Origin of the sequence: Chitinophaga hostae (assembly GCF_018224885.1) — a bacterium.
Classification (GTDB): domain Bacteria; phylum Bacteroidota; class Bacteroidia; order Chitinophagales; family Chitinophagaceae; genus Chitinophaga; species Chitinophaga hostae.
In genome coordinates, this window is sequence record NZ_JAGTXB010000009.1 from 182,921 (window position 1) to 196,820 (window position 13,900).

General features: G+C 46.0%; 10 protein-coding genes. 3 read left to right on the plus strand and 7 right to left on the minus strand.

Annotation, left to right across the window (positions count from 1 at the left end; genetic code table 11):
• The first annotated feature begins 109 nt into the window (after window positions 1-109).
• The 3 genes from KE626_RS19205 (at window position 110) to KE626_RS19215 (ending at window position 4,016) form a co-directional block, all read left to right on the plus strand.
• Complete coding sequence (locus KE626_RS19205; protein ID WP_211974548.1) at window positions 110-451, plus strand: hypothetical protein; 342 nt, start codon at window positions 110-112, stop codon at window positions 449-451.
• Window positions 452-514: 63 nt separating this feature from the next.
• Window positions 515-2,797 (plus strand): TonB-dependent receptor, encoded by a 2,283-nt coding sequence (locus tag KE626_RS19210; protein WP_211974549.1) that lies wholly within the window; start codon window positions 515-517, stop codon window positions 2,795-2,797.
• Window positions 2,798-2,801: 4 nt separating this feature from the next.
• Window positions 2,802-4,016 (plus strand): sialidase family protein, encoded by a 1,215-nt coding sequence (locus tag KE626_RS19215; RefSeq protein ID WP_211974550.1) that lies wholly within the window; start codon window positions 2,802-2,804, stop codon window positions 4,014-4,016.
• A gap of 79 nt (window positions 4,017-4,095) precedes the next feature.
• Here KE626_RS19215 and KE626_RS19220 read toward each other — a convergent pair whose 3' ends face one another.
• The 7 genes from KE626_RS19220 to guaB form a co-directional block, all read right to left on the minus strand.
• Window positions 4,096-4,260, minus strand: coding sequence for a hypothetical protein (locus KE626_RS19220; protein WP_211974551.1), 165 nt, complete (start codon window positions 4,258-4,260; stop codon window positions 4,096-4,098).
• Window positions 4,261-4,408: 148 nt separating this feature from the next.
• Complete coding sequence (locus tag KE626_RS19225) at window positions 4,409-5,164, minus strand: SDR family NAD(P)-dependent oxidoreductase (RefSeq protein WP_211974552.1); 756 nt, start codon at window positions 5,162-5,164, stop codon at window positions 4,409-4,411.
• A gap of 33 nt (window positions 5,165-5,197) precedes the next feature.
• Window positions 5,198-7,024, minus strand: a complete 1,827-nt coding sequence (locus tag KE626_RS19230) for a T9SS type B sorting domain-containing protein (protein WP_211974553.1) — start codon at window positions 7,022-7,024, stop codon at window positions 5,198-5,200.
• Window positions 7,025-7,189: 165 nt separating this feature from the next.
• Entirely contained in the window at window positions 7,190-9,817 is a 2,628-nt protein-coding gene (locus KE626_RS19235; protein WP_211974554.1) for a PKD domain-containing protein, read from the minus strand.
• A gap of 19 nt (window positions 9,818-9,836) precedes the next feature.
• Window positions 9,837-10,628: an alpha/beta fold hydrolase gene (locus KE626_RS19240; protein ID WP_211974555.1), complete on the minus strand. Its 792-nt coding sequence runs from the start codon at window positions 10,626-10,628 to the stop codon at window positions 9,837-9,839.
• Window positions 10,609-12,219, minus strand: a complete 1,611-nt coding sequence (gene lnt, locus KE626_RS19245) for an apolipoprotein N-acyltransferase (protein ID WP_211974556.1) — start codon at window positions 12,217-12,219, stop codon at window positions 10,609-10,611. Before lnt ends, KE626_RS19240 begins: the two co-directional genes overlap by 20 nt.
• 165 nt (window positions 12,220-12,384) lie before the next feature.
• Window positions 12,385-13,857: an IMP dehydrogenase gene (guaB, locus tag KE626_RS19250; RefSeq protein WP_211974557.1), complete on the minus strand. Its 1,473-nt coding sequence runs from the start codon at window positions 13,855-13,857 to the stop codon at window positions 12,385-12,387.
• Window positions 13,858-13,900 lie beyond the last annotated feature (43 nt).

The following is a 13,900-nucleotide window of genomic DNA, read 5'->3' on the forward strand; positions in this document are numbered from 1 at the left end:
TTTTTCGCGACACGAATATCAATACACAAGTCCCGTAATTTGAAATTCGTAATTCGTAATTATTTACTAGGTTTGCGCCGTGAAAGGGTTCGCGATCATATGCATATTGATGGGGTTATTGCTGCAGAATTTCAGCAAAAGCCTGATTGTCATGCAGTTCAAGGTGAACCAGTCTTTTATCGCCAGTGAACTTTGCGAAAACAGGAATAAACCCCAGATGCATTGTAATGGCCGTTGTCATCTCAAAAAGGAACTGGACCGGGATGCACAACAGGAGAAAAATAACAATAACGGCAAAGATAAATATGAAGTGATGTTTGTAGAAGCAATACAATCGTTTCATACAACAACACAACCTGACCAGATCACTTTTATTTCTTTTTATAAAGCTCCCAGTCTGGATGCACCCGTATCTTCCGTTTTTCACCCGCCGCAGTCAGTAGTTTCCTGATATCTCCTTATTCTACCTGACTAACTCTGTTTGCTTACAGCGAACAGTAAACCGTTTATTTACATGAAACAATGTTGTTTACTCATCATTGCGTGTATGGCTGTGTATAGCAGTTATGCACAGCAATTACATGGGCGTGTGGCAGATGCGCAAACCAAAGAAGCATTACCGGGCGTGAACGTAAGACTGCTGCATACCGCAGCGGGATGTAACACCAATGCACAGGGCCGGTACGACTTACCTGTTACTGCTACCGACTCAATAGAAATATCATATATGGGTTATATCACCCGGCAGGTAGCCGCTCATGCGGCGGCTCATATGCCTGTGATTTATCTCGAGCCACGAACTGCTAATCTGAACGAAATTATCGTTTCTTCTTCCCGCGATAAGCAACAGCGCACAGAGGCGCCTATAGCCATCAGCACCATTTCTCCGCAAACATTAAACGATACCAAAGCCACCACCCTCGACCAGGTATTGAATAAGGTAAGCGGTGTGTACATGGTGGACCTGGGTAACGAACAGCATACCATGGCCATCCGTCAGCCGATAGGTTATAAAAGCCTGTTTTTATATCTGGAAGATGGTATTCCTATCAGAACCATCGGCGACTTCAATCACAATGCGTTGATAGAAATTAATATGGCTGCTTTACGCAATATAGAAGTGATCCGGGGGCCGGCCTCTTCTTTATACGGCAGTGAAGCGGTGGGGGGCGCCGTTAATTTTATTACCGCATCGCCCACACTGGTACCTACCGCTAAAGTGCAGCTGGAAGGCAGCAACTGGGGATACAAAAGAGCTGATTTTAGTGTATCCAATACCGTTAAAAAAGTGGGTTTTGCGGTGAGCGGTTACTATGCCAACCAAAGTAATGGGTACATGGATCACAGCGACTTTCATAAACTTGCGCTGACCGCAAAAGTTGACTACCAGTTGAATGAGAAAACCAAATGGACCAATGCCGCTACACTGATCAATTATAAAACAGATCAGACCGGCGGGCTTGACAGCACTCATTTCTTTGCAAAAGACTACCGTAACTTCCAGACGTTCACTTACCGGGAAGTAAAAGCCTTACGTGTACGCAGCACATTGGATCATGAATGGAGCAGCAGCAACCATACTACTTTTACTGCCTTCTTCCGTAATAATACTATTGCACAAAATCCTTTTTATGCTATTAAGGATGTAAAAGGCACACAGAATGCAAACGGGCAGATCAACAGCGATGGGTTTAACAGCTATGGCATTATTGTACAACATAAAAAACAGTTTAACTGGAAGGATGCTGCGCTGATAGCCGGCGTCAGCGCTGATTACAGTCCTGCTACCTATATAGCTGATTATATTGCCATCACAAAAAATGCAGGTGGCTATTATGCCAGTTACCGGGAAACTGATTCCGTGTTAACAGATTATCGTGTGGGTTTACTTAACAGTGCCGTATATACGCAATTCGAATTTTCACCCGTCAATAAAATGAGAGTGATAGCCGCGCTGCGCTACGACCGGATGGATTATAATTTTGAAAATCATCTTACCTCATCAGCTTACACCGGCGCTCCCACTGAACGTAATAATTTTAATGCGCTTACACCCAAATTGGGACTTACTTATAACCTTGGCAACAATCGTGGTCTGTACGCCAACTATAGCGTAGGGTTTGCACCACCCAACATTTCAGAACTATATACCGGTGTGAAAGTGCCGGTGTTGAAATCGGCTACCTATCAAAATTATGAAGCAGGTGGATGGTTTGGATTCGCCAACCATAGAGGATATGCAGACCTGAGTGTTTACCGAATGAATGGTACTAACGAAATTATCAGTGTGAGAAATGCAGATGGCGTATATGAAAACCGCAATACCGGCGCCACCACACATAGCGGAATAGAGTGGACCGTTAAGTATGAACCTGTTGCCGGTTTGTTACTGCGCACCAGCGGTACTTATGCAGCACATATTTTTAAAGCTTATGAAGATGGTAATAAAGTATACACCAACAGCCAGATGAATGGTGCACCTAAATGGATATCCAATACAGAAGTTACCTGGAAACCTGTTGTGCTAAAAGGTTTCAGGATAGGTGCGGAATGGCAGCATATCGGTAAATATTTTATGGATGCCGCCAATACCGCGATATATAATGGATACGATCTGTTTAATGCAAGAGCAGGTTATGCATTTAAAGGATTTGAATGCTGGCTGAATTGCATGAACATAGGCGATCAGCTGTATGCAACTACAGCGGAAAAATCTGCCTATGGAAAAACATACAGGGTAGGGCCGCGACAAACATTCAATTTTGGAGTGGCTTATACATTTACCGGAAAAAATTAAAAGGATGAAAGGTATAGTAATAACCATGCTGCTAATGATGATGTTGTCCTGCCGTCAGGGCAAATTACAGGCCGGTGAAGCGATAGTAATATCAGAGGCGGGAAAGGATGCATCCTGTCCCTTTATTACCAGGGATGAGCAGGGGAATCCCGTAGTTAGCTGGATAGAAAGAGATAGCAGCGCTGACACTGGTTTGATGTATTATGCTGTATCTAACGATAACGGACATACGTTTTCTAAACCATTGGCTATTTCTGCTTCGGCAGGAGTTTTTCCACATGATGAAAACCTACCCAAGCTGCTCTTCAAACCGGGCGGAATGGTGATTGCGTTATTCGGTGTGGAGGCCAATGATCCGCGAAACAAATATGCCGGTAAGGTGATGTACACCCAATCATTCGATAACGGAAAAACCTGGCAGGCAGCGATACCGCTGGTTACAGATACAGCCGGTTATGATCAGCGTTATTTTGATATGGCTTTGCTGCCTGGTGGCGAGGCCGCGGCAATATGGCTGGATAACCGGAAGACAACTAACGAGGAAGGATCAACGTTGTATTTTGCTGCTACAAGGAAGCGTGAAGGTTTTGGGACAGCTATGCCGGTGGCCACCACTATCTGCCAGTGTTGCCGTACAAAAATATATGTGGCTGGCAACGGCGATATTCACCTGGCTTACCGGGATATCATTAACGATTCTATCCGCGATATGGTGCACCAGGTTTCCACAGATGGAGGTAAATCATTTTCTGCGCCCGTCCGTATCAGCGCCGATAACTGGGTGGTGAACGGCTGTCCGCATACCGGGCCAACACTGACCGCCAACAGTACCGGGTTGCATTTTGCATGGTTCACCATGGGTGGCGGGCAAGGGGCTTTTTACTGCCGGTCTGTTGATAACGGAAACACCTATACGCAAAAGGAACCATTAAGCAAAGCGCCAATGGCAAAGCACCCGCAGATGACTACGGTAAATGATCAGGTGTTGATAGTATGGGATGAACCGGTAAAATGGAAGACCGATTTTAACAGCAGGGTTGGATTTCAGTATAAAGCGGCTGATGGTAAAACTTTACAGGCAGGTGTTCTTACTAACGATAGTAGCTATGCAAATTTTCCGGTGATCAGTGCGTTGAAAGGTGATAAGGCATTGCTGGCTTATAAGCGGCGGAATGGGAGCAGGAGCGAAGTAGTAGTGGATCAACTGAATTTGAAATAGCGGAAAAAAATTGGGAGGTAACTATTTTTTGGAAAGGATAGTCTCAAAAAATAGTTATCTCCCAACATCAAAAAATTTCTCAGCTGTAGCCCAAAGAAAAGCCTTTTTGTCCGGCCCAATCTTTATGGGTTGTTGCCCAACGACCATAGTTACTCTTCCGGGAGCTGCCAAAATAAAGGCGCCATCCTTCTTTCCACGAGGGATAGTACAGGCGTAGCAAGTACATAGTAATAAATGTAAGCATAGGGATATGGTTTCAAGTTTAGGATAGTTAGTCAGTTTAGTTGCATTGGCATAGATTTTTTGCCGGCATAACAAGTATATAGGCAGAAAATATATAAATGTTTCCAAATATAAAGACTATCTCCTGGACATGAAATCACACCTATGTGTTATTTTTTATCTATGTAATAAGCATTGGCCTGTTGTAATGGCGTCATTACCAGGTCATTAATGCAAACGTGTGGCGGAAGTGTTGTACAATAATATACTACATCCGCTACATCCTGTGCTGTTAAGGGAATAAATCCTTTATATACTTCTTTGGCTTTATCTTCATCTCCCTTAAATCTCACCAGTGAAAATTCTGTTTCTGCAGCGCCGGGATGAATAGCTGTCACCTTTATACGATAAGGTAACAGGTCGATCCGCATACCCTGCGAAATAGCGTCAACAGCGGCTTTGGTAGCACAGTATACATTGCCTTTGGCGTATACGAGTTTTGCAGCCGTGGAGCCAATATTGATAATATGCCCCATGGTACGGGAACGCATCCAGGGAATCACGGTGCGTGATACATACAGCAGCCCTTTTACATTGGTGTCTATCATGGCATCCCAGTCGCTGGTGCTGCCTTCATCGATGGTACTTAACCCCGCGGCAAGCCCTGCATTGTTGACAAGGATATCGATTTTTCTCCATTCTTCCGGAATGGTACCTAATACCGCTTTTACTTCTTCTTCTTTTCTTACATCAAAATTCAGGGCGAGTACATTGACGCCGAATTCCTGTGTAAGTTGTGTTTGAAACGCATCCAGTCTGTCTTTCCGCCTTCCGGTTATAATCACATCATAACCCTTACCCGCATACGTAGTAGCGCAAGCCTGACCAAAACCGGCTGTTGCGCCGGTGATAAGAACAATACCCATGAGATGTAATTTTTTTGTGCAATTTACAAAGGATCAGCGGATCAGCGTAACGGTTCCTTTTTTCATGATTTCCTGACCGTTAAAATCGGTACCCTGTAATATCCAGATATAGGTGTCTACAGGAGCAGGCGCTCCTTTGAAAGTGCCGTCCCACCCATTCCGGAAGTCGGTGGAGGAATATATTTCCACGCCCCAGCGGTTAAATATGCGGAAGAATTTATAAGTCGTAATACCCACGGGGATAAAGCGGAAACGATCGTTCTGGCCATCGCCGTTTGGTGTAAAGGCATTAGGGATATACATTTCGGGCCCGGTGTAATATTTCACACTGATGGTAGCATAACCAAAACATCCCTGCTGATTGGATACCCGTAACCTGAAAGCAATATCACGGTTGTAGCGCAATACCGGGTTGGCAATGGAAGGATTGCTCAATCCGTCTGACGGACTCCAGGAATAAAACTCACCACCACTTCCCTGCATCTCCAATGGCTGTCCCCGGGCGAGTATGGTATCGTTACCGGCGTAAGGGTTTACTTCATATACCCTTATATTTTTGGTGACGGTTTTTTCGCATTCCTTATCCGTTTGTACCGTCAGTGAAATCGTATATACGTCGCCTTTAGTAAAGGTATGCTGCAGCGATCGTTGTATGCCGGGGGTAACCACACTGTCGGTTGTACCCAGGTCCCATACGTGCGAAGTAATATTTCCATACCGGTAGGAAGACGTATCATTAAACTGTATAGGGTCCCCTTTACAAATTCCCGAGGAGGTAAAGCCTACTTTTAACCCGGGATAATTACGTATTTCACCCACTGCGCTGTCCGTACAGGCAAGCCCCGGGTTAACCACCATTTTAACTTTGTATACGCCGGTATCCGGATACTGGTGGTAAAACATGGTTTTGCTGTTGGTTAATGTATCGGATCCATCGCCAAAGGTCCAGTAATAGGTAGACGTGAAGCCGGCTACGCTGGAGTTAGTGATCGGAACCTGCAGGGCCGGATCATCTGTACAGTTGTTCAACACAGATGGGAAGGTGGCGGTAATTTTCGTCTGACAGTTATATACGGTCAGCAGTATATCCTTGCTATGCGTACCGAGGAATTGTTTGGTAACCGGATCATACTCATTCACGCACACCGTTACCACATAACGGCCTGGCAGGTTAGGGGTACAGGTAATCATGCCTTTGTCGGAAATGAAGATGCCCGGGTTGCCTCCCAGCGGATTGTTGCCGGAATAAGGCGGAATATACCGTACCGTAGAATTATAAGGAGGTGGAGTAGTAGAATTGCTTTCGTTGGCGTTGGAACCATCCGTTAATGCGCTGCAGAGATTATAGGTAAGACTATCTCCATCCTCATCATAGGCGGCATAATTGAGCGTAAAAGGCATTGCATTGCAAATAATAATGGCGGTATCTTTATTAAAATAGGCGCTGTTATTATTAGGTCTTGATTCCGTGCCGGGAATCACGGTGTAATAAGTAGATCCTTCATGTTCTGAATCATAGATATTGCTCAGGCTTTCACCGCGGCAGCAACGTTGAGAGGCCACATAATAACCTCCCGCTACCGGCGCCAGCTCTATCTCAGCGGTATAAAAAGCAACTTCCAGGTGTTGCGATTTTGGCGCCAGACAAGGATTTTTAAGTGTATCGATAAGCGGGCGGGTTTGGGAAATATAGAGGTATACAGAAGATAAAACTTTGGAACCATTGGAAGTAAATACGTTAGCTGTAACCGGGTTCTCAAATCTGTCGATACAACCTTGACGTTCGCCACAGGTGAAATCTGCGTCGCGGTATAACTTGAGGGTGATGAGATAACGGTAGCGTGTGTTATCTCCACTCATTCCTAATGTTTTATAAAAAATTTCGCCACCAATGATATGGTATCCAGCTGCGAAAATAGGGAAAAGGCAACAGCTCAACACCAGTAATGCTGCTCTCTTCATGATAGGGGGACTGCTCTATTAAGTTAACACAAAAAGAGCAGATACGGTTCAATCGGGACAACTTTATCTTACGAGTGTTACAGTGCCTTTACGCTGAACGGTATTGTTGTTAACATCCTTTCCCTGGACTACCCAAACATAGGTACCTACTGCGGCATTCTGACCATTTACGGTACCATCCCATCCTTTGAGATAGGCGGTGGTAGCATACACCAGCTTGCCCCACCGGTCAAACACCCGGAAAAATTCCATCGTTACAATACCTACCGGTAAGGGACGGAAAATATCGTTCAGGCCATCGCCATTGGGAGAGAATGCGTTAGGTATATAAATATCCGGGCCTTTAATAAAGCGAACAAAAATGTTGTCGGTACCGGGGCAACCTTCCTGCGTATAGGCGGTAACGGTATACGTAATGTCATGATTATAGGTCGTCACCGGGTTGTAGATATTCCGGTTGTTAAGTCCGTCGGGCGGCGACCAGGAATAGCGCACCCCTCCTGTAGCATTGAGCTGGAAAGGCGTGTTCAACATGATAATGGTGTCATTTCCGGCAAAAGCGTTCACTTTGGGTACCACTTTTACCAGTGCGGTAGCTGTTACCGGTTTAGGACATCCCAATGTATCCGTTACAGTTACGGTAAACAAAGTGGTATCCGGAGGACGGGCCAATGTAACCGGCGCCGACGCATTGTCTACATAAAACGTCGGTGACCAGCGGTAATAGGCGCCTCCTGTAGCTCTTAATGTCAGCGGAACACCAAAACAAACAGTGGTGTCTGGCGCAGCAGTTGGTTTGGGAGGGTCTACCACTTTAAGACTAACGGTGTCGGTCGAACGACATTTACCAAGCGCCACCTGCACCTCGTAAGAACGTTTCGGTGGCGGCGGTATCACATATACATCCGGGTTAAAAGAGATCACCGTGCCCTGATCGAGGTCGGTCCAGCGATAGGTATATAAGCCATCTGCTTCAGTTCCTAAATGAACTTCATCACCGGTACATACCGTGCTGTCGGCAATGGTTTTTACGTGGATGGTATCTCTTACATCTACCAAAATATCTTTATCATTGATACAGCCCTGGTTATCAACAAAAGTTACCTTGTAAGTAGTTTTGCGTGGGGGAAATACAATGGGATCCGGTGTGTTGGGATTCAGGATGAAGTAGTTGTCCGGTGTCCAGTTAAATTTACCGGGTAAGGGGCTGTTGGCCCACATGTGCAAGCTGTCTTTTATACAGAGCAACGTATCTGCTGTAGCCGTAAATGGTGGTTTGTCATAAATGGTGATGGCATTGGTAATTGTTTGCTCACAGCCCTTATTGTTCCGCATGTAAAGTTTTACATTATAGGTGCCTGCTGTTTTGTAGGACCAGTTGGGATTGGCAGCATTGGAAGTGTCGCCGGCGTTACCGGTATTAAAATCCCATTTATAATATTCAATGCCACCGGCATCCGAGCGGGTAGCACCGGAATTAAATTTTGTTTCCTTATTCGAACAAAGACCTGCAGCGGTAAACGCTGCTTTAAATACCGGGTAGGCATATACGAGTGCCGTAGCACTATCGCCGCAATTGCTATTCTTATCAACCCACATTTTTACGGTGTACAGGCCCTGTTTTGCATAGGTGTGGGTGAAGGGCGCGGTGCTGTTGGTGCTGAACGAGGTGCCATCTCCAAATTCCCAGTAATAAGGTTTTCCCAGTGTGCTGTTATTGGTAAAGGTGATGGTCAAACTGGAACAGTCATTATACTTATCCGGCATAGCTGCCGTAACCTGTTTTACGCAGGTGGTAACATTGATATGGAAGTCTTTACGCAGCGTACTTATTTGTACTCCTTTGCGGTATTCCTTAACACATACCGTCACTACGTATTTTCCGGCTGCGGGCGCAATACCTGAAATGATACCTGTTTTCGGGTTAATGGTCACATTGGCGCCCAGCGGATGTTGCCCGTCGAACGGCGATTTATACACCACAAAATTATACGGAGGGTTCGATGCTGCCGGTGGAACATTGTCTTCCCCGGTAAGGCGCCCGCCTTTGTAGGCGTCGCAAAACTCGTAGGCAAGGGAATCGCCGTCGGCATCTGAAGCGGAAAAATCGTAGGTGAACTTTTTATCGGCGCATACCAGTGTAGCTTCTTCTTTATTAAACATCGGGCTGGAGTTTTGCTGTGCGTTTACATTTTGCCCGGGAATGTCGATATAATAGGTAGCGCCGGTACCAAGGTCTCCGCTGCCATCAGGAATGGGTTCTGCCACTACATTCAGCATGAACGGATCACGGCAGCAGCTTTGAAAGGCGATGGTGTAGCCTTCGTTGTTAGCGGGTATGGTAACGGTGGTGGTATAGGTGCCTATCTGGTAACAGATGGTTGGAGGATTCATAATACAGGGATCTATCTGTCCCAGGTTTTTTTCCTCAAATGAAGTACGGCTTATTTTATAATCGGCCAGTTTGCCATAATTGCTTTTGTCGAAAGCGGAGAGGTATACGGCATCAGGCATTTTGGCGATCCTGGGTCCGTTTGTGCAAATACGGTATAGTTTGAGGGAGATGGTGTAGGTGAGCGAGTTGCCAGTACGGCTTACGAACTTGTAATATACCTGTCCGCCTATGATATGGCTGGCTTGCGCCGCCAGGGCGCACACCATGCATAGCAGGATGACAAGCAGTTTTTTCACAACAAGCGGTTTTTTTTGATTATAGTTGACAAAAGGCTATAAACTGTTCCAATATCACATTACTCTCAGTTGGTATTTCCCACATACCCATATGACCCACATTTTCAAAAATATGTATGCTGCTGACGCGGGGTAAAGTTATCTGCGGTAACACGTTATCTAACGGTACTGCATTATCGTCTTTCCCGATCATGAATAACACGGGTACCTGTATTGTTTTCAGTACGGCTGTTCTGTCCGGTCTGGCAGCCATTGCTTCGTAATAGGCTATCAGCGCCGGAAGCTCGCACTGCATGCCCATTTTTACATATGCATCTACTGCTGCAGGCAGTTTACTTTTGGTAACGGGACTGAACATATTAGGCAATGTTTGCCTTAAAAATGTTTCAGCACCGTATTGTTCCATCAGTTTAATGGATTTGCGCCGGCCTTCTTTTTTCTCTTCGCTGTCTGCTTTGGCGGTGGAATGGAAAAGTCCCAGGCCTTTTATCAGGGAGGGATATTTTTCCGCCAGCGCCAATGCAATGTAGCCTCCCATAGAGTGGCCTATAATTACTGCATTACTGATGTTTTCGGCTAACAGTATGGCATATACGTACTCCGCCATAGATTCGATGGTGAGTGGCGTAGAAAGTGGTGTCGCTGCTGTTCCCGGTAAGTCTGGAATGATAACGTGGTAACTTGTTTTCAGTTGTGTTGCCTGTTGATCCCAGATGCCTGAATTTTCTGCAAAGCCATGAATAAATACTATCGTTGCACCTTGCCCTTCATCCAGCCAGGTGATGTTTCCGTTATTGATTGATTTCCGCATGTTTTAAACCGGGAATAAATCGTGAAATAAAAGCATGTACCAGAAACAAGATACAAAATATTAATGCTGCTTTCGACACGAGGTCGCCATTTTTTACATAGAACGTATTCCCGGTCCTTGGTGTTACACTTGCTTTAAAAACAGCTTCCTGCCAGTAGGGTTGCGGCTGATAAATATTGCCTGCGGGGTCAATAACGGCTGATATTCCGGTATTTGCGCAGCGGGCAATCCAGCGGCGGGTTTCAATTGCCCGTATCCTGGCGTATTGCAGGTGCTGCCGGTGCCCTTCTGTATTTCCCCACCACCCGTCATTGGTAATAATGACTAATAGATTAGCACCAGGTTTAATATGCGTGGCCATATAGTTACTGAATACTGACTCATAGCATATTACGGGGAATACATTGATGCTGTCTGCCGGGTTGGTAAACAGTTCCACACCAGGCATACGTCCGTAGCTGCCCGAAATACCGCCGAAATCCAGCGCCACACTTTGCATAAACGATAAGTAGCGCACATAGGGCACCAGTTCTGCACCGGGCACCAGTTCATACTTATGGTATATCTGTATGCTGTGAGAAGTATCTATCTGTATAGCGCTGTTATAGGCATCCCAGCGACTGCCATCATTCAATGTTCTGGCGGTTGGAGGTATTTCGTCGGTGCCGTTGTAAAGTTTCATGGTAGCGGCGCCGCTGATTAATCTGGCTTTGGGACATTTGCGGAGCATGTCCCGGATGGCCATTACTTCCGGTTGATAGTTTAGTTCATGTTCCCAGGCGCCCTGCGGAAACAATGCAGTTTCCGGCCAGATGATATAACGGGTGTTGCTGTCCGCTTTTTCCTGTGTAAGGCGCAGCAATTTGCCCAGTTGTTCCATGGCGGATCCGGCGCTGAACTTTTCATCATACGGATCTATATTGGGCTGCACAATCACTACTTCCGTTTTGCGTGCGGGATCATCCGGAGTGGGGCTGGTAAACGCGGAGATGATCAGCGGTACGCCTATTACCAATGCCGGTTTCCAGATTTCACGCAGTACCTGTTTCCATGAAAAATCGTATAGCCTGGCACGTTTCCACACATTGTAAATCAGGATGTTGGCGCACAGCACCCAGCAGGTGCCGCCACTGGTGCCGGTAAATTCATACCATTGTATCCATCCCGGCCGCAGGGCAAAGGCATGGCCGAGCACCAGCCAGGGCCAGCTGAATTCCCAGGTCTGGTGAATATATTCAAACGTTAACCAATATACGATGAGGGCAAAATAAGCGACGGGTTCCGGCAATTTTCTCCGGCTATTTTTAAATGCCAGCCATGGAATACTCATGAGCAGGGCGTTGAAACAGTTGGCAAATACGCCGCTTAGCGGCAGCGTGGTATTACCCACCCACCAGGTGGAAGCCACATTCCATACCAGGAAAGTTCCGAAGATAAGACCAAAATATTTCCAGCGGTTTTGCACCTTTTCACTGATATACAGCAATGGTGTAAGTGCAATGAAAATAAGCGGCGTAAGCGGCATGGTGGGCCAGGAAAGCCAGAGTATCAGGCCACTCAGCATACTTAACAACAGGTAAGGCTTCTTCATTTAAAAATTACGAATTACAAATTACGAATTACGGAACATAGCGAAGATAAGCGCGTAATACCTGAAAACAAAAACGCCCGGCACCAAAGTACCAGGCGTTAATTTAGAATTATTATTACAACTTCACTTTTACACGTAATTCGTAATTCCTAATTCGTAATTTTTTTATCTGCTATAGTTGGGTGCTTCCTTGGTGATCACCACATCGTGCGGGTGGTTTTCCTTTACAGTAGCAGCTGTGATTTTTACAAACTGCGCACCCTGCAGTGCTTTGATATCTTTAGAACCGGTAAGACCCATACCAGCGCGTAAACCGCCTACAAATTGCTGTACTATTTCAGACAACATACCTTTGTAAGGAACACGGCCAACGATACCTTCCGGAACCAATTTCTTAATATCATCTTCATCCTGGAAGTAACGGTCTTTACTACCTTCCTGCATCGCTTCAATAGAACCCATACCACGATAGGATTTAAATTTACGTCCTTCGTAGATGATGGTTTCCCCGGGGCTTTCTTCCACACCGGCAAAGATAGATCCGGCCATAATGGTAGATGCACCCGCGGCGAGGGCCTTTACCATATCCCCGGTATAGCGGATACCACCATCAGCAATTACCGGGATACCCAGTTTCTTCAATGCGTCAGCAGCTTCCATTACAGCGGATAACTGTGGAAAACCAGCACCTGTTACGATACGGGTGGTACAGATTGAACCTGGTCCTACACCCACCTTTACAGCATCTGCACCCGCCTGCGCCAGTGCCAGCGCACCTTCTGCGGTAGCTACGTTACCGGCAATCACCTGCAGTTTTGGAAATGCTTTCTTTAATTTCTTCAGGTTGTTTAATACAGCGATGGAATGACCATGGGAGCTGTCCAGGCAAACTACATCCACACCTACATTGATAAGTGCCTGTGCCCGATCCAGCAGATCTGCGGTGATACCGAGTGCTGCCCCAACAAGTAAACGACCAAATTCGTCCTTTACCGCGTTTGGATAGCTGGTCAGCTGGAGGATATCACGATAAGTGATCAGCCCCGCCAGTTTACCCTGTTTGTTAACAACCGGTAATTTTTCAATCTTATATTGCTGGAGAATTTTTTCCGCCTTTTTGAGGTCGGTGCCTTCCGGAGCGGTGATCAGGTTTTCACTGGTCATCACGTCTTTTACCAGGCGCTTTTTATTCTTTTCAAACCGTAAGTCCCTGTTGGTGAGAATGCCTACAAGCTTGGTGTGATCGTCGATAATGGGAATACCACCGATGCCGTTTTCCTTCATGAGCCTCAGCGCTTCACCAATAGTGGCGTCCCCTTTAAGGGTAACGGGATCCATGATCATACCACTTTCGCTACGCTTCACACGTCTTACCATCTCGGCCTGGCGTTCGATGCTCATGTTCTTGTGGAGAATACCTATTCCACCCTCTCTCGCTAATGCAATCGCCAGCGTGGCTTCTGTAACAGTATCCATCGCTGCAGATACCATTGGTATATTCAGACGTATGTTTTTTGTTAATTGCGTAGAGAGATTTACTTCTTTAGGCAGAACTTCAGAGTAGGCCGGTACCAGGAGCACATCATCAAATGTAAGTCCGTCAGCTACAAATTTGGGTTTAGATTTTCCCGAAGGCATGATGCAACTATTAATCAGTTAAAAAATAATTGCACGCAAATGT